The 18558-nt window shown below is 36.0% G+C and carries 17 protein-coding genes; 10 read left to right on the top strand and 7 right to left on the bottom strand.

The window, feature by feature from the left end:
* Nucleotides 1-25: 25 nt before the first annotated feature.
* The 4 genes from MP478_RS07565 to rsmG form a co-directional block, all read right to left on the bottom strand.
* Entirely contained in the window at nt 26-2713 is a 2688-nt protein-coding gene (locus tag MP478_RS07565) for a PD-(D/E)XK nuclease family protein (RefSeq protein ID WP_257200075.1), read from the bottom strand.
* Nucleotides 2710-3246: a DUF922 domain-containing protein gene (locus MP478_RS07560; RefSeq protein ID WP_257200074.1), complete on the bottom strand. Its 537-nt coding sequence runs from the start codon at nt 3244-3246 to the stop codon at nt 2710-2712. The genes MP478_RS07565 and MP478_RS07560 overlap by 4 nt, the downstream gene beginning before the upstream one ends.
* Before the next feature lie 2 nt (nt 3247-3248).
* Nucleotides 3249-3653, bottom strand: coding sequence for a hypothetical protein (locus MP478_RS07555; RefSeq protein ID WP_257200073.1), 405 nt, complete (start codon nt 3651-3653; stop codon nt 3249-3251).
* Nucleotides 3654-3715: 62 nt separating this feature from the next.
* Entirely contained in the window at nt 3716-4351 is a 636-nt protein-coding gene (gene rsmG / locus MP478_RS07550) for a 16S rRNA (guanine(527)-N(7))-methyltransferase RsmG (protein ID WP_230035622.1), read from the bottom strand.
* Nucleotides 4352-4583: 232 nt separating this feature from the next.
* Between rsmG and MP478_RS07545 the strand changes: the two genes are divergently transcribed.
* The 5 genes from MP478_RS07545 (at nt 4584) to MP478_RS07525 (ending at nt 10199) form a co-directional block, all read left to right on the top strand.
* Nucleotides 4584-5777, top strand: a complete 1194-nt coding sequence (locus MP478_RS07545; protein ID WP_257200072.1) for a pyridoxal phosphate-dependent aminotransferase — start codon at nt 4584-4586, stop codon at nt 5775-5777.
* 22 nt (nt 5778-5799) lie between these two features.
* Nucleotides 5800-8739 (top strand): pitrilysin family protein, encoded by a 2940-nt coding sequence (locus MP478_RS07540; protein WP_257200071.1) that lies wholly within the window; start codon nt 5800-5802, stop codon nt 8737-8739.
* A 143-nt stretch (nt 8740-8882) separates the two neighbouring features.
* Nucleotides 8883-9515 carry a peroxiredoxin gene (locus MP478_RS07535; protein ID WP_047098363.1) on the top strand — a complete coding sequence of 211 codons (633 nt, stop codon included), beginning with the start codon at nt 8883-8885 and terminating at the stop codon, nt 9513-9515.
* A 127-nt stretch (nt 9516-9642) separates the two neighbouring features.
* A complete protein-coding gene (locus MP478_RS07530) occupies nt 9643-9951 on the top strand; it encodes a co-chaperone YbbN (RefSeq protein ID WP_230035616.1) in 309 nt (102 codons plus the stop codon).
* Nucleotides 9951-10199 (top strand): hypothetical protein, encoded by a 249-nt coding sequence (locus tag MP478_RS07525; RefSeq protein WP_257200070.1) that lies wholly within the window; start codon nt 9951-9953, stop codon nt 10197-10199. Before MP478_RS07530 ends, MP478_RS07525 begins: the two co-directional genes overlap by 1 nt.
* 722 nt (nt 10200-10921) lie before the next feature.
* On the opposite strand, the gene MP478_RS07520 is transcribed toward MP478_RS07525, so the two are convergent.
* From MP478_RS07520 to MP478_RS07510, 3 genes are read right to left on the bottom strand one after another with little or no spacing between them, the layout of a single operon-like run.
* A complete protein-coding gene (locus MP478_RS07520) occupies nt 10922-11611 on the bottom strand; it encodes a Bax inhibitor-1 family protein (protein WP_257200069.1) in 690 nt (229 codons plus the stop codon).
* 34 nt (nt 11612-11645) lie between these two features.
* The gene (locus MP478_RS07515) at nt 11646-12092 is read right to left on the bottom strand and encodes a peptidylprolyl isomerase (RefSeq protein WP_257200068.1); all 447 of its coding nucleotides are present in this window, start codon (nt 12090-12092) and stop codon (nt 11646-11648) included.
* A 49-nt stretch (nt 12093-12141) separates the two neighbouring features.
* Nucleotides 12142-13176 carry an acyl-CoA reductase gene (locus tag MP478_RS07510; protein ID WP_257200067.1) on the bottom strand — a complete coding sequence of 345 codons (1035 nt, stop codon included), beginning with the start codon at nt 13174-13176 and terminating at the stop codon, nt 12142-12144.
* Between the two features lie 59 nt (nt 13177-13235).
* Between MP478_RS07510 and MP478_RS07505 the strand changes: the two genes are divergently transcribed.
* From MP478_RS07505 to MP478_RS07485, 5 genes are all read left to right on the top strand, one after another.
* Nucleotides 13236-13586, top strand: a complete 351-nt coding sequence (locus MP478_RS07505) for a 4Fe-4S binding protein (RefSeq protein WP_257188859.1) — start codon at nt 13236-13238, stop codon at nt 13584-13586.
* A 121-nt stretch (nt 13587-13707) separates the two neighbouring features.
* Nucleotides 13708-14772: a 3-phosphoserine/phosphohydroxythreonine transaminase gene (serC, locus tag MP478_RS07500; RefSeq protein WP_257200066.1), complete on the top strand. Its 1065-nt coding sequence runs from the start codon at nt 13708-13710 to the stop codon at nt 14770-14772.
* 112 nt (nt 14773-14884) lie between these two features.
* A complete protein-coding gene (locus tag MP478_RS07495; RefSeq protein WP_257200065.1) occupies nt 14885-15850 on the top strand; it encodes a D-2-hydroxyacid dehydrogenase in 966 nt (321 codons plus the stop codon).
* A gap of 2 nt (nt 15851-15852) precedes the next feature.
* On the top strand, nt 15853-17097 hold the full coding sequence (locus MP478_RS07490) for a DUF1015 domain-containing protein (protein WP_257200064.1): 1245 nt from the start codon (nt 15853-15855) through the stop codon (nt 17095-17097).
* Between the two features lie 56 nt (nt 17098-17153).
* Entirely contained in the window at nt 17154-18557 is a 1404-nt protein-coding gene (locus MP478_RS07485; RefSeq protein WP_257200063.1) for a M28 family peptidase, read from the top strand.
* Nucleotide 18558 lies beyond the last annotated feature (1 nt).

Below are 18558 nucleotides of genomic sequence, written 5' to 3'. Positions count from 1 at the left end.
TTTACAATAAAAAGAAATAAAGATTCTAATAAGCCTTTATACTTTCCACAAAAGGAATTTCCGGATTTAGAATTTCAAGGATAAGGCTTTTAACAGATTTCATGGCATCATCAATATTCCCTTTCTCAAACTGTAAGGAAACAACCCCTTTTTTAGCTTCGGAAAAGCTCCATATTCCTGTTTCTATCGGGAAACCCCAGAATTCCGGTAAATGCTGCACTACATAATGATAAATACAAAGCTGTAAAGCCTGTTTTCTTTCACTGTTGTGAAAATAGCCCTCTACATTCTCGCCGTCAATTTTTACAATGAGATTTTTAATCTTGGCTGTTTTGTAATCGATGATTCTTAAAGTTCCATTCAGCTTATCTATCCGGTCAATGAATCCCAAAAAGGAAATTTTATCGTTTCCTTCGAGATAAAAATCTATGTTTTCAAACCTTCTTTCTATATCGATAATTTCCAGTTTATCCCCTTGTTTTACCAGCTCAAGATCATGCCTCAGAATATTTTCAATCACTTTTTTAGCAATTGCCTTATGAATATAATTCATTCCTTTTTCATAGAATTCCGGCTGATGTTTAAGCTTTTCAATGGCGATATCTATATATTTATCAATAGCTTTAATTGAATTTTCTAAATCACTTTCTTTTAACACCTTACCCTTTATCTCTTCATATATTTCCTGAAGTGAATAATGCACAAGATTTCCATAATTTTTCACAGACAGTTCTTCTTCAATCTCATCTGTTTCCGAAGTATTTAAAATCTTTGATAAGTAGAAATCTATAGGATTATAAAGGTAGCTGGTAAGATGGGAAGCGGATACTTTTTCCTTCCATTTCTGAAGTCTCTCCTGAACAATCTCAGTCTTAGGAATTTCTATAGGTTTGGTGAGGATAGGTTCTGAAGAGTTTTCAATAATCAGATGTTCAATATGATGGGAGCTCTCCATTTCTATCTGCGTAATAAACCTGCTTTTTTCACCAGTATTCACTCCGGAGCTCAACGCATTGTACAGCAGATGTACATTGGTAGAATCCTGAATCAAACGGTAAAAGTGATAGGCATAAATACTGTCATTTTCAAGGAACGTATGCAGGTCAAAGAATTTTCTTATATCAAAAGGAATATAAGTATTCTGCGAGTTTCCCAGAGGGAGTTTTCCTTCATTAACGGAAAGCATAATAACATTTTCAAAATTCAGGAGACGGGTCTCCAGCAGTCCCATAATCTGAAGCCCTCTTAAAGGTTCTCCCTGGAAATCGATACTTTCCGAGTTGATATACTGGTTGATCAGGATCTCCAGAGTATCCATTTTGATTGTAATATTATAGGGAGTCAGCTGATTTTTGATAATCCGGAAGGCATTTTCAAAATGAGAGACATTTTCATACTGAATATCATCAATTTCCAGCCATTTTACCTGCTGACAAAATGCAATAAGGATATCCAGGTATGTGTTGGTATTCTCTGCTTTTTGAAGCAGTTCAAAATAAGAAAGCCCATTCAGAAGCTCCTGCAGGAGTTTTCTGGAAATATAAACAATATTCCTTTCTTCTATTTTTGCTTTAAAATCATTGATGACCTGCTCATCTTCTGCAGACTTTGGAAGCTCTTCCAAAATAGGAAAAACATCCCGGTAATAATATGAAGATTTATTTTTCTCCAATTGTTTCTGAAGATAGAAAAGGCGTTTCACAGCATTGGAAAAAGACAGGTTTTTCAATGGAAAACCCATGGTAATATTTAAAGTCTCTATCCCGTGCATGACATCAAGACTCGCCGGAAGAAGATTCTCATCAAGAAGTACTACAGCTGTATTGGAATAGGTTTTATTATTGATTTCCTTGAATATTTCCGGCAGTACTTTTGTTTGGGTAACATTTCCTGAAACTTCATATACTTTGATGTTTTTAGGCTGGTTAAAGTCATCTTCAATCCACTGAAAAGCACGGTTGTCATCAAACTCTTTCCATGTTTTATGGTTTCTGAGAAATTTTCCGGCTTCCTGTCTTTCATCATCAAAATAATAGCGGTCGGCCTGAAAGAAACACTGGGCTTTATTCCATTGCAGCAAGCTCCTCACCAGTTTCTCCTCCACCGGTGTGAAGGCATTAAAGCCACAAAAGACAAAATGTTCCGAAGTATTTTTAGCAAAAGAAACAATTTCAGCTTTAGCTGTTTCATGAATCATCCCGGAAGTTGCCCAATTTCTTTCTTTAAGTCTTTCCTTTAATGCCGGGAGAAATATGTTCATATTCTGCCAGAAGTTCAGGAATTTCTTTCTTGGCACGTCATCATCTTCTCCAAGATTCTGAGCCCATTCTTTAATCCTTTCCTCATCAAACATATATTCCAATACAGCCTGATCACTATCTGAAAATTTCAAAACATCATCCCAGTCCTTCTGCAACGTAGGAAACCATTTTAAAAATTCTGAAAAATCATCATTCGGAATAAGGTTCAGACTTCTGTAGACATCAAATGAAAAAAGCCAGAGCGGTATTCCCTGGATAGGCTGCTTATCTGCAATGGTATTGATCAGCTCTTCCACTGTAAAGAAATTGGGAAGAAATCCTGAGTAATTGCGCTCTTCTAAGATCTGCCTGATAAATACAATGGGACGCTTTCCGGGCAGAATAATATTAAACGCCGAAAGGTCCGGGCTTTGTGCCAGCAGTTCGTGAATGATCTTATTGAGGAATTTCAAGGGGCTTTATAGCTTTTTAAATGTTCTAATTCTTCAGCAATGACAGTATTATATTCTGCCTGCTTTTCTTTATTCATCCCATGATTGGTATCTTTATCATAGGAGATCTGAAAGTTTTTATAGTCGTTGGATATGCCTTTATAAATTGAAGCAAACCATTTGTCATAATCAGCAGAAGTATTGATTTTTTCAGCAACCATTTTTCGTATTCTTCTTACAAATAACTCTGCAATATCAAAATGTTTCTGCTCATGGACTAAGATATAATCATTAATCTTTTTCACATCCTTCCATGATTTATCTTCATTGAAAATCGTTTTAATCTCTATGGTAACAGGAGATTTAGGATTGGTAGATTTGATCACTGAATATTCCCAGCCACAATGGGTATAGGCGGCTACATCCGGATTATTTCTTCTGTTGGCTGTGCTTTTAAAATTATTCCAGTCCAGCTTTTGACCTTCCTTCCAGATGATCTTTTGTCCAAATGCAAGGTGTACAGCTAAAAAGAGGGATAAAACAATCAGCTTCATGCTTATTTCGCTACAATTGTTTTTGTAATCCAGTTCTTTCCGCCATTCCAGAATCTAAAAGTATAGGTTCCCTTTTGCTGTGGGCTAAATTTAATCTGATTGATTCCTACGTAAACGCTTTGTTCACAGAGGCCATTCGTCCTATATTTATAAGCAGTTACCGTTCTTTCCAGATCATCTTCATAAATATAATCATATCCGTAAAAACCATCACAATGAGAAGGGTAAGTAGAATACGTTTTTATATTCTGTATGCTAAATACATCCATTGTGTCTTTCATCACCTTTACACTGTCTATTTTGATCTTAGCAATAGATTCAACCGTCTGGTAATCATCATCATTACATGAGACTACAGCTAACCCCAGTAATAATGTCGAAAATCCAATGTTTAAAAACTTTTTCATAACCTTCAATTTTCTGATTATCAATAAATATTTAGCAAAAATTATTCCTTAATTATACAAATTTAGGAATTAAAGTTACCTTTTGATACATAAACTACTTTTTTTGTATCAAAAAATTCTTCATCAAAATAGTTTTTAAGATTATAGATCTCAGATTTAATCCCGGCAAGCTCCTCAGCGAGGTCGCCGCCCTTTAAATATAAAATTCCGTTATGCTTGGGATTTAACTGTTCTTTTTCAAATTTCCCTTTCAGCCATCTTAAAAATTCAGGCATCTGGGTTACCGCTCTGCTGACTACAAAATGGTATTTTTCTTTCAGCTTTTCCGCTCTTCCATGAATAGCCTTCACGTTTTTCAAACCAACACCTTCTGCCACAGCATTGACAACGCTGATTTTCTTTCCGATAGAATCTATTAAAGTAAACTCTGCTTCAGGAAACATAATAGCTAAAGGAATTCCCGGAAAACCACCTCCGGTTCCAATATCCAATACTCTTGTTCCCGGTGCAAATTCCATTACTTTAGCAATTCCCAGCGAATGAAGGATATGCTTTTCATACAGCGATTCCATATCTTTTCTGGAAATTACATTGATCTTTTCATTCCACTCATTATAAAGCTCCTCCAATTGGGCAAACTGTTTTAACTGTGTTTCTGTAAGATCCGGGAAATATTTTAATAGTAACGTTGTAGACATGTGAATTATTATAATCTGCAAAAATAAGGTTTTATTATTTTTATTCAAACTTTAGCAGCATCTATATCAAAAAATAAAACGGTATGAATATGCTAAAGGAATTACTCTGCGAAAAACATCAATTCAAAATAGTTTGAAGCTCCCAAAACCTGATAAAAATCTTTAAACTGGGCCTGTTTTTATTTCCCGACAAAACCTTTTTATTATATATTTGTTAAAATTGAAAAAAAATATGGATAAACTTTCAGATAGAGTAAAAAGACTAGGATACTCACAGACTTTTGTAATGTCTAACAAAGCCAGAGAAATGAAGGCAAGCGGAATTGATGTGATCAGCTTAACTCTTGGCGAGCCGGATTTCGATGTTCCGGACAATATAAAACAGGCTGCTTTTGATGCCATTAATGAGAACTACAGTCACTACTCTCCTGTTCCCGGATTCCTGGAATTACGTGAAGCAATTGCATATAAATTAAAAAGGGATAATCATTTAGAATATAAATCTACTCAAATCTGTGTCTCCAATGGTGCTAAACAGGCCATCATCAATGTTTTGGCAGCTATTATCAATGATGGGGATGAAGTACTGCTTCCTGCTCCTTATTGGGTAAGCTATGATGAGATGGTAAAAATGATGGGTGGAAATTCCGTAATGCTTCCAACTTCTTATGTAACAGACTTTAAAATTACGGCAGAACAGCTGGAAGAAGCCATCACAGAAAAAACAAAAGCTGTACTTTTCAGCTCGCCATGTAACCCCTCAGGAGGATATTATACGTATGACGAACTGAAGTCATTAGCAAAAGTGATCGCCAAATATCCTCAGATCACGGTCATCTCGGATGAAATCTATGAATACATCAATTATGAGACAAAAACCACTTCTATAGCCCAGTTTTCTGAAATATATGAACAAACTGCCGTTATCAACGGAATGTCTAAAGCATTTGCAATGACAGGATGGAGAATAGGATATTCTGCATGTCCTGAATGGCTGGCAAAAGCTTGTGAAAAGGTTCAGGGTCAAATGACCAGTGGAGCAAATACAGTAGCTCAGAGAGCTTCCATTACGGCATTAAAGACGGACCCATCCGAATACAGATATATGATCGATGCTTTTAAGCAGAGAAGAGATCTTATGTTTGATCTCATCAAGGAAATTCCAGGATTCAAAGTATTGCTGCCAAAAGCAGCATTCTATTTCTTCCCGGATATCTCGCATTATATCGGAAAAACATTAAACGGAACTGAAATTAAAAATTCAGATGATTTTGCCATGTTCCTTTTAGAAAATGCCCATGTAGGCTGTGTAGGTGGACTTTCTTTCGGAAGCCCGGAATGTATCAGATTTTCATACGCCGCTTCTGAAGAAGAACTTAGAGAAGCTATGAAGCGGATCAAGAATTTACTGGCTCCTTTCAATTAATAACCCAATTCCAATATATCAAATGAATCTGTTCAAAAAACTGACAATTGCCACAAGTATTGCTGCTGCAAGTTTCGCAGGCTACGCTTATGGGCAGGATTTCCAATGGAAAGAAGCAAAATCCAACGGCTACTCTTACAGGTATGTTACCAATGATCCTACTTCAGCAAGGTATTACACTTTGAAAAACGGCTTAACGGTCATTCTGAGTCCTACCCATAAAGATCCGAGGATTCAGACTTATATTGCCACGAAAGCAGGAAGTAAAACCGATCCTGCAGACCATACCGGACTGGCACACTATCTGGAGCATATGCTTTTCAAAGGAACTGATCAGTTTGGCTCTAAAGACTGGGCTAAAGAAAAACCTCTTTTGGATCAGATTGATGCTCTTTACGAGAAATACAACACTACAAAAGACGAAGCTAAAAGAAAAGAGATCTATAAAGAAATAGACAGGATTTCCGGAGAAGCCGCCAAATATGCCATTGCCAATGAATACGACAAAATGCTGGCTGGTATGGGAGCTGATGGAACGAATGCCTTTACTTCTTTTGAACAGACGGTGTACACTGAAGATATCCCGGCGAATGTTATTGATAAATTTCTGGCAGTACAGGCTGAAAGATTCAGGGAGCCGGTATTGAGGCTTTTTCATACAGAATTGGAAGCAGTTTACGAAGAGAAAAACAGATCGCTTGATGATGACGGAGACAAGGTTTTTGATACCATGTTTGCCAACCTTTTTCCTAATAACAATTATGGAAAGCAGACGACAATAGGAACTATTGAACATTTAAAAAACCCATCCCTTCAGGCCATCAGAGATTATTACAATAATTACTATGTTCCCAATAATATGGGGATTATCATGTCAGGAGACTTTAATCCGGATGAAGTCATTGCAAAAATAGACAAAGCCTTCTCCTACATGAAAACCAAAACAGTTCCTGAATATAAAATCGGACAGGAAAAACCAATTACAGCCCCTGTTATCAAAGAAGTTGTGGGACCCAATCCTGAAAGCGTAATGCTTGGTTTCAGATTTCCGGGAGCTTCTACCAAAGATGCCAGATTACTGAACCTTGTAGGCAATATGCTTACCAATGGCCAGGCAGGATTAATTGATCTTAATCTGGTAAAGAAACAAAGATTACTGGGTGCAGATGCTTTTCCTTATGCCTTAAAAGATTATTCTGTTTTATTGATACAGGGAAAACCTACGGAAGGACAGTCTTTGGACGAAGTAAAAAACTTGTTGCTTCAGGAAATAGACAAATTAAAAAAGGGAGAATTCTCTGATGATTTAATTCAGTCTATTGTTAACAATGAAAAGAAAAATATCATCCAGAAAGATGAAAAATACTCGTCGAGAGCAGGGATCCTGATGGATGAATTCACCTCTGATGTAGATCATAAAGTTTCATTGGAATATGTAGATGAAATCTCCCATCTTACCAAAAAGGATATTATGGATTTCGCCTTCAAATATTTACAAAACAATAATTATGTAGCTGTTTACAAGAAAAAAGGTGAAGACAAAACTATTGTAAAGGTTGATAAACCAACCATTACTCCCGTGTCAGTAAACAGAGAAGATCAGTCTCCTTTCCTTAAAAAGATTGATGAGATGCCTGAAAATGCGATCTCTCCGGTATGGTTGAATTATGACAAAGATATCGCTAAAAATAAACTGGGAGCTATAGACGTTCTTTCTGTAAAAAATACAGATAACGCCCTTTTCAGGATGTATTATCATTTTGATTCCGGAAAATGGAACAACAAGATACTTCCCTTGGCAGCAGAATATCTTCAGTATTTAGGAACAAAAAATAAATCTTCTGAAGCCATCAGTAAAGAGTTTTATAAACTGGCATCGGGTTTTGAGGTAACTGCCGGAAATGAAGAAACCTCTGTATCTCTGGAAGGTTTAAATGAAAACTTTGATCAAACCATTGCTTTATTTGAAGACCTTATCAACAATAGCCAGGCTGACCAGGAGGCTTTAGATGCCTATAAAATAAGACTTAAGAAAGCAAGGGCTAATGCCAAACAGAATAAAGCCACCATCATGAGCGGGCTTAGAAGTTACGCCCAGTATGGTGCACAAAATCCTTTTAATAACGTTTTAACGGATGCAGAACTTGATGCCCTGAAGGCGGAAGACCTGATTAATGTACTTCACGATTTATTCAATTTTAAACATAAAGTACTTTATTACGGTCCAAAATCAGGGACCGAAGTGGTAGCATCTTTAACTCCTGTTCACAAACTTCCTGCAACACTTAAAGAACTTCCTACATCCAAAACTTTCGTTCAGATCCCTACAGATAAGAATAAGGTATTGTTTGCCCATTATGATATGGTTCAGGCTGAAGTTTTGTGGATCAGAAATTCCGATCAGTACAATCCAACCATTACTCCAACCGTAAGTTTATTCAACACCTACTTTGGAGGCGGAATGGGTTCCATTGTATTCCAGACCATCAGAGAATCCAAGGCATTGGCCTACTCTACTTATTCTTATTTTGCACTTCCGGGTAAGAAAACAGATAAAGATATGATTATGGCTTATGTGGGAACCCAGGCTGACAAATTCAATGATTCTACCACTGCAATGAATGAGCTGCTTACCACACTGCCAAAATCCGGGCAATTGTTTGAAACGGCTAAAAGCGGATTGAAAAAATCTATTGCATCAGAAAGAATTACACAGGATGGTATTATTTTTTCTTATTTAAAATCTCAAAAGCTTGGAAACAAATTTGATATGAGAAAAAATGTTTACGAACAGGCTCCAAAACTGTCTTTTACAGATATCAATGCCTTTCATGATAAGGAAATGAAAAATAAAAACTACACTTACTGTCTTGTCGCTTCTCAAGATAAAGTAAATGAAGCCGATATGCAGAAATTAGGTGAGGTAAAGAAGCTTAATTTAACTGAAATATTTGGATATTAAAATAAACAAAAGTCCTGTTTTCAGGGCTTTTTTATTTAGGATGAATCAAAAACAATTATAGATTTTATTTATCAATAATAACTTGTTCGATAGATGAATCTTTTATATCTTTGCCTAGAAATTAAATATAAAAACAGAAAATTATGTCTTTAGTAGGAAAAAAATTCCCAAATTTAACAATTGACGCAATGTCAGAAATGGGTGACGATCTTAGAATCAACATTCTTGATGAAGCAGTAAACAACCAACAAAAAGTTCTTTTATTCTGGTACCCGAAAGATTTCACTTTCGTTTGCCCTACAGAACTTCACGCTTTCCAGGAAGCTTTAGGTGAGTTCGAAAAAAGAAATACTAAAGTAATCGGAGCATCTTGTGATACTAACGAAGTACACTTCGCTTGGTTAAACACTCCAAAAGATAACGGAGGTATCGAAGGGGTTACTTACCCACTTTTAGCTGATACTCACAGACAATTAGCAAACACGTTAGGAATTGTAGATCAGGATTTCGAATATAACGAAGAAGGAGAAGAAGTTTTCACAGGTTCTAACGTAACATACAGAGCAACTTACCTTATCGACGAAACTGGAAAAATTTTCCACGAAGCGGTAAACGACATGCCTCTGGGAAGAAACGTAAAAGAATTCTTAAGATTAATTGACGCTTATACTCACGTTCAAAAACATGGTGAAGTATGTCCTGCAAACTGGGAAGAAGGTAAAGATGCTATGAAAGCAGACAGAACTTCTACAGCAGAATACTTAGCAAAAAATTAATATCTTAATTTTAATATAACAATGTAACAGTCTAACGGTATAACGATTTTAAAAGTCATCTTTTTGAATGGTTAGATTGGTAAATTTTTAGATTGTTACATTGTTTCTTTTTTTTAAAAATAAACTTATGTACACAGAATTAACCGAAGATACATTACAGAATATAGTGAATGACAACGAAAAAGTAGTTGTTCAATATGGCGCAACATGGTGCGGAAACTGCAGAATCATGAAGCCGAAATTCAAAAAATTAGCTTCCGAAAACGACAGTATTCCTTTTCTATATGTAGATGCTGAAAAACTTCCTGAGAGCAGAAAATTAGCAAAAGTGGATAACTTACCTACTTTCGCCATCTTTAAAAACGGTGAGTTGGTAAACCAGGTACAGTCTAACCAGGCAGAAAGTTTAATTAACCTTTTTAACGAATTATCATAATGAAATTACCCGTAATCAGACAGTTTTATCAGAATCAGACTCCTGAAAATCTTGAAAAAACATTGGAAGTTCTGGAGAATTTCTGTGAATTCAGAGGAACAAGTGAAGAAGATCTAAATGTGGCAGGAGAGCTTATTACAAACATCTGTGGAGCTTTAGAAGTTCACTCTAACGTACAGAATGGAATGAGCGAAAAAGATGCTTTAAATTCTTTTGCACAAAAGGTTTTAGGATCTATCGATAAATAGTTCTTTAATAATTAAAAATTATAAAGACACAATATACCTGGGGATTCCCATTACTATATTTTTTCCCTATTCTTTAATAACTACTTTATTTTTACTGGAATAATACTTCAAAAGGCCATCTGGTCACTCTGAAGCCAGAAGTTATATCCGTATCTGTTAAAGAATATCCAATTAAAATCCCGATGAAATGTCATCAGGATTTTTTGGGTTCGCTGATTTAAATATTCATATTACTTGTAAATAAAACACTAACCTCACTCATATCTTTGCACTAATAGTACAAATACAAACTAAGTCAATTGTGTCACCCGTGAAAATATTTGTGTTATTTGTGGTGAAAAAAATGGCGAAATACGTCTATCCTATTATACATAAGCTTCATCAGATTAATCTCAATTAATCAATCCTTTGCAACCTTACCAATCAGGTTTCTCACTTTTCTTTGCGTTAAAAAACATTACCTTACTATCTAAAGACAAAGAGAATTGTAAACGGTTATATAAACATCTGCGTAATCAATACAATCTGCGAGATGAAATTTAAATAGGTTTTGGCTAAAAGCCAGTGAATACAACCTAAAAAGCAAGCGGCTAAAGCCCACTCCTATTGAATACCAAATGTTATCTATGATAAATATTAATTTTGACAGAAATAAAAAATCCTGATGAAAATATCACCAGGATTATATATAAATGATAAGCACAAAGCTTACCATTATTGAATTAGTTTCTTTTGCTCATTAAGATGCTTAAGATATACCAAAACAGAAGCATAATAGAAGCAAAAAGCTGTAATGCAGCTCCTACATACTGATTTGTTCCGTATGAATCTTTTAATTTACTAGTTTGGTATAAAATTGTTGCTGAAGCCAAAATAACCATTCCCACTGAGAACCATAATCCTAAGTTAAAACCGAATAGCATTCCGCCAACAATCAATCCGATTGAAATGAATCCTCCGATAACGATAATATTTCTTAAAAAAGAAAAATCTCTCTTAGAAGTAAACGCTACGGCAGAAATACCGGCAAACATGGCAATAGTTAAAGTAGCTGCCTGAAAGATTACATTGGCTCCACCTGCCATATTCGTAGCAATATAAAGCATAGGCATAAAGATTACCGCTTCCAGTAGGATATAAAACCCTAAACCGAGATATTGGGTAGACTTACTTTGTGAAAGTGACCATTTAGAAGCTAAAATTGAAGCCAGCCAAAAAACACCGATAATCAATAACCAGGCATATCTTTGTCCGAACATCATGGCAATAATTTCTACCGGCACCGTCTTCAACAAGATCGTTTCAACTCCAATAAACGCAAGAATTGATAAAGCAACATGCAAATAGGTTTTCTTGTAAAAACTCGCTTTCTCTACATCTGAGGAATGAGCGACTAAAACATCTGTCATCATAGTTAATATTTCTTTTAATTAATCGAAAATAATTTTATTTATCTTTCTTTTCTGGCATAATTCCCAGAATTTTTCCATCCTCTTCAAATATGGCACTCACCACTTCTTTTGAAGATGAATCTCCTGCGTACTTGTATTTGATATTAGGATGATTCGCACCATCCATCGTTACATAATACCCTACTTTTAAGACTTCAAGTTTTTTGTTAGGGTCTATACCTTCTTTTACTTTTTTAAGAACATCGTCCGTCACAATTTCTTTTACTTTATCAGAAAGCAAGCCGTCAATAGTCTTATGATCAGAGGCTTTTAAAGCAGTCATAAACTTCACAAAGTTATCATTATAAAGATTTACTTTCTCCTTACTTATGGTAGCCGGCTGTTCTTTCTTTTGATTGTTCTCAACTTCCAGTCCTACAACTTTCTGTGCAAATACCAGTTGTCCTCCAATGATGGCAAGTCCTAAAAATATTTTTTTCATATGATCCGTTTTGTTATTTTGGTGAAATAAGTGATGGAAGATACGAAAATCAGACCATTTCCAAAAATTTCATTGTGTCTACATTATCCGCATACGTATCAAGACCCGGATTCTGGGCCTCTCCGAAATGAATAGAGTCTAATCCTAGTTCATCTTTAGCTACTATACATTGAATATTCTCTTCGTTTTCAGCTATAAAATTTTTAACATCCTCCAATGAACTGTATCTGCTGAAATTGATCACAGAAAGCGGGCTGAATAGTTTATCATCCTCTTTCAGCATCACAAAATTATTGTCCCAGAACTTATCCTGGTTCAGTAAGTATACAGCCCTGTTGTAATCATAATTATTGGCATATTTATGATGATTGATAATATCCTGAAACCCTACGAAACTCTCAAATAATCTGTCGATTACAAAGTCCTTCGGGATAAAAATCCGGGTTACATTCCTGCATCCCAGACCAAAATACTGGAAAATATCATTGGCTAAAAGCTGTAATTCCTCTTCAGTTTCGTCACCTTTTAAAACAGCAACCGATGTTCTGTTTTTACGGATAATGCTCAAATGATTTTTAAAATAATACTCCAGGTATCTTGCGGTATTATTACTTCCGGTAGCAATGACCGCATCAAAATTCTCTAATCTTTCTACAAATTCAAACTGAACCTGGTCTCCGGAAAACTCTTTCCACTTTTTTAACAGGAACGGAATCATATACTTATCTTTTGAAGACAGCTTAATTACAGGAATATGATTGCTTAAAACCACAGAAACCACATCATGAAATCCTACTAAAGGAATATTTCCTGCTAAAATTAAGCCTACTCTCTTTGAAATTTTTGAGACAGAATAGTTTTTTAGCCAACCTCTGATGCTTTCTGCTGTAAGCAAATCTGCCCATTGCTGTAAAGCAAATTTCTGATTCTCAAGGGTAAACCATTGATTCTCTATTTTTGTTTTCTGTAACAATAATTCAATATCTACATCATCCTGATTGTAGTCTTCCGTTTTTTTCGATAAAAACGTTTTTATATAATCACTTAATTTAATAAGTCCTAAAACTTGATTTTCGCTATTCATAATTACTGTAAAATTGGGGAATATTTTGTAATTTTGTGCAAATTTAAAAAAAATTAGCGATGGCTATTAAAATAACTGATGAATGCATTAACTGTGGGGCTTGTGAACCTGAATGCCCGAACAATGCAATATATGAAGGAGCTGTAGACTGGAAAGCTTCTGATGGTACTGCCCTGAACGGGACAATTACACTGCCATCAGGACTTACTGTAGATGCTGACGCGGCACAGGAACCTGTAAGTGATGATGTATATTTCATTGTAACAGATAAATGTACGGAATGTAAAGGCTTCCATGAAGAACCACAGTGTGCGGCTGTATGTCCGGTAGACTGTTGTGTTCCCGATGAAGATCATGTAGAATCTGAGGAAGCCCTTCTTACTAAAAAAGCATTTTTACACGGCGAATAAAAAATTCCGTCTCATCATCTGTGAGGCGGTTTTTTTAACCATAAATTCAAAATCTAGTAAAAAAAGAAAAAAATAAATCGCAGGGAGCCAGCTCCCTGTTACAACCAAAAAGTAAAAAAATATGAACAAAAAGCACAACTTCAGCGCAGGACCATGCATTTTACCTCAGGAAGTATTTGAAAAATCAGCTCAGGCTATTTTAGATTTTAATGGTATCGGGTTATCACTTCTTGAAATTTCACACAGAAGCAAGGATTTCGTAGCCGTAATGGACGAAGCACGTGCGATTGTAAAAAGATTGATGAATCTTGGTGATGATTATGAAGTACTTTATTTGGGAGGTGGTGCCAGCTTGCAGTTTGCAATGGTTCCTTATAACCTTATGAGAGTAGGTGGCAAAGCAGCATACCTGGATACGGGTACCTGGGCTGCCGGAGCAATCAAAGAAGCAAAGAAATTAGGAAATGTAGATGTTGTAGGCTCTTCAAAAGAAGAAAACTACGCTTTCATTCCTAAAAATTATACGGTAGGTTCAGATTACGATTATTTTCACTGTACTTCCAACAATACAATTTATGGAACTCAAATGAAATCTTTCCCTGAGGTAGACACGCTGATGGTATGTGATATGAGTTCTGATATTTTCTCAAGACAACTTGATTTCTCAAAATTTGACTTAATCTATGCGGGAGCTCAGAAGAATATGGGACCTGCCGGAGTTACTTTAGTGGTTATAAAAAAAGAAATTCTTGGTAAAACAGGAAGAGAGAATATGTTGTCTATACTGGATTATTCCCAGCATATCAGCAAAGAATCTATGTACAATACACCTCCTGTATTCCCTGTATATGCGTCTTTATTGACTCTTCAACACCTTGAAAATAATGGAGGAATTGCTGCTGCGGAGCAAAGAAACGAGGCCAAAGCTAAGCTTTTATATAATGAAATTGACAGCAATCCACTGTTCAAAACATTCTGTGTAGAAGAAGACCGCTCATTAATGAATGTTTCTTTTAACATTACAGACGAAAGCAAAAAAGAAGAATTTGATAACGCATGGAAAGCTGCCGGTATCAGTGGACTTAACGGACACAGAAGCTTAGGCGGATACAGAGCAAGCTTGTACAATGCTTTGACAATTGAAAGCGTGCAGGTTTTAGTGGATGTAATGAAGTCGATAAAATAGCTTATATTAGGCGACCGAAAATAAAAAAATAATAGATGACTGATTTCAGAGGTTAGACCCTAAAAATCTCACTTCTTATTTCTCAAATTTAACATCTATAATAAAATAACGCATGAAAGTTTTAGCAAACGATGGAATTTCAAAATCAGGAGAACAGGCTTTAAAAGAAGCCGGAATTGAGATCCTGGACAATAGAGTGGCTCAAGATCACGTTATTAAATTTATCAATGATAATAACGTGGATGTCCTTTTGGTAAGAAGTGCAACAAAAGTAAGACAAGAACTGATTGATGCATGCCCTGGTCTTCAGATTATAGGAAGAGGCGGAATTGGGATGGATAATATTGATGTTGACTATGCTAAAAGTAAAGGAATTAAAATTATCAATACTCCTACAGCATCTTCAAAGTCTGTAGCAGAACTGGTTTTCGGACACTTTTTTTCATTAGCGAGATTTCTTCATGAATCCAACAGGCTGATGCCTCTGGAAGGAGACACTCACTTTAATGCCATGAAAAAATCATTCAGTAATGCCTATGAACTTTCAGGAAAGACATTAGGAGTTATTGGCTTTGGAAGTATTGGCCAGGAAGTGGTAAAAATGGGAATTGCATTAGGAATGAAAGTTCAGGTTCTTACAAAAAACCCGAGAACCGAAGTTCTTACCCTGAATTTCTTTGATGGGCAGGCTGTTCATTTTGAAATCACGTCTACCAATGATATGGATGCATTTCTTAAAGATGCAGACTTTATCAGTATCAATACTCCAAAAACAAATAAGTATATTATAGATACCCCTCAGTTTGAAAAAATGAAAGACGGTGTTTATATTGTAAATACAGCAAGAGGCGGCGTTATCAATGAAGTGACATTAATAGACTTCATTGAGTCAGGTAAAGTGGCGGGAGCGGCATTGGATGTTTTTGAAAATGAACCCAGCCCGGAACTGCCGTTATTAATGAATCCATCCTTATCCCTGTCTCCTCATGTAGGAGGTAATACAGTGGATGCGCAAGAGAAAATCGGAGTCGAACTTGCGGAACAAATTATTAAGTTACAAAAAGAAACTATAAGATAAATATGCCTGTTTTTAAACCTTTCCGTGGAATAAGACCTCATAAAGACTTGGAGAGTACTTTCCCTACACATCCACTGGATAATTTCACCCAGGAAGAGATTGCAGAGAAGGCTCAAGTTGAAAATACTTACATCAATATGATTAAACCTTATGTTGTAAGTAAATCCAAAGATATTGACCGGAACCTGAGGAAGATCCGTTCTACATTTGAAGAGCTTCTGGACGAAAAAAAATTAGTCCAGGACAGTTCAGCCTATTATCTTTATGAGCAGATCTACCCCAATAAACAGGTTTTCAGAGGTCTTTTGGGACTGGCCAGCATTGAAGATTTCTGGAATGGAAAAATCAAAAGACATGAAAGTACCATTCCTCAGAAAAAAGAAAAACTGGCACACTATCTTGAAAAAGTAAACCTGCAGGCCGAGCCAGTACTGCTCACCTACCCTGCCAACTCTAAAATTGAGCTGTTGATGAACCATGAGGAAAAAAATGTTCCTATCTTTAATCATACAGATAACCTGGGTATAAGACATAAAATCTGGAGAATAGATAACCGTCTGAAACTTCAGCAGTTCAAAGAAGTAATAGATCAGATTGATTCATTTTATATTGCCGACGGACACCATAGAATTGGCTCTACAGCCATCAATGCAAAGCGTCACAAAGAGAAAAATAAAAGACATAACGGAACTGAGCTTTACAATTTTGTATACAGCTTTATCGTTTCCAACCAGTCTATTAAAATTCATGATTACAACAGAATTTTACATGATATGAATGGTCTTTCCAATGAGCAGTTTTTAAAAGAACTTGAGACTTATTTTCTTATTCATGAAAAAGGAGAAGCCTCATATTTCCCGTCTCAGAAATTCCATATTTCAATGTATCTTGGTGGGAAGTTTTATTCCCTTCACGTAAAACACGATCTTCGTTCCAAAGAAATGTCTCTGGATAACCTTGACCACCATCTTTTAGATAAGTATATTTTCAAAGATATCCTGAAAATTGAAGATCCTGACAGCTCAGATAAGATATCATATGTAAAAGGAACTTCTAATATTAACGGTATCAATATCTTAAAAGAAAAAATAGACAGTGGTGAAGGTGTAGTAGGCTTCGGAATCTACCCTGTAAGTTTTAACGATATGATTAAAATTTCAGACTTAAGATTAAGTATGCCTCCAAAATGTACATTCATTGAACCCAAATTGGTTACTGCTTTATTAATGTACGACATGAAATCTTAATAAATTCCCATTTTTTTTCCTACTTTTAACATCGGAAAAGAAAGGTCAATAAAAAAATGAAAAAAATATTCATCATACTTCCACTCTTTTTGAGTGGATTTTTATTTTCTCAGAAAAAGCCGCAAAAACATCCGGCAAAAAAAGGCACCGTAGCCAAATTCAATTATCATGATGAATTTAAAAAGATATCAGACGAAATCTTAACCAATGGTGAAGCTTACTCTAATCTTGGAGAGCTTACAAAAGGCATCGGACCTCGCTTCAGTGCCACTCCGGGTTATGCAAAAGCATCGGAATGGGCTGAGAAAAAACTGAAAGACGCCGGTATACAAAATATATGGAAACAGGATGTAAAAGTTCCTGTTTGGATCAGGGGTAAAGAATCTCTACAGATAAAATCAGGAAACGGAGAATGGAAAAACATCAGAATGCTCTCCTTTGGAAACTCTGAAGGAACAGGCGGAAAAGATCTTACAGCGGAGCTTTTACTGGTAAATGACATGGCGGAACTGAACGCTTTAACCTCTGTACAATTAAAAGATAAAATAGTTTTCGTCAATTCTCCTTTAGACCAGAAAGTAGTCAATACCGTTGACGCTTATCTTATCACGGCCAAATCTAAGCTGCTCTCAGCCTCTGTCATTGGCAAAAGAGGCGCTAAAGGTTTAATTATACGGTCACTCACTACAGCTTCGGACGATACTCCTCATGCTAAAATGATTTATTATGAACCGGACGACAGGGTGAGGATTCCTGCAATAACCATCGGAGTAAAATCGGCTGATGAACTTGAAAAATTATTGAAAAAGCAAAAAGTAACTGCTAAACTGAACCTGTCTGCCGAAACTAAAGGAGAAGCTGTTAACCAGAATATTATCGGCGAAATTCCAGGAAATAAAGACGCAAAAGTGATTGTTCTAGGAGCACAGCTTGACTCATGGGACTTTGCAGAAGGAGCCCACGATGACGGTTCCGGAGTTGTACAGTGTATTGAGGTTCTAAGAACGCTTAAAGCACTTGGCTTTACCAATAATCATACAATAAGAGTTGTATTGTACGCCAATAGTGAAAATGGCGGCCAGGGACGGGATATGTATGCCTCGTATGTAAAAAAGAAAGATGAGAAACATATTTTTGCTTTAGGAACAGATTCCGGAGGCTATTCGCCAAGAGGATTTTCTTTAGATATGCCTCCTCAGAGAAGAAGACAGATTTTTGAATGGAAAAACTACTTTCTTCCCTATGGAATCTATGATTTTGACCAAACTTACGCAATACAGGATATTGCCCCCTTAAAAAAGCTGGATATCCCGCTGGCAGAACTGGTAGTAGACACCCAACGTTATTTTGACTACCATCATTCTGTAGAAGATACTTTCGACAAAGTAAATAAAAGAGAGCTTCTCCTGGGAGCTGTTGCTATGACTCAACTTATTTTCATGATTGATAAAAACTGGTAAC

The organism is Chryseobacterium sp. WG14, assembly GCF_024586945.1.
GTDB lineage: Bacteria > Bacteroidota > Bacteroidia > Flavobacteriales > Weeksellaceae > Chryseobacterium.
The sequence above is the reverse complement of the archived record's forward strand: the minus strand, read 5'-3'. Positions and strand labels throughout refer to the sequence as shown.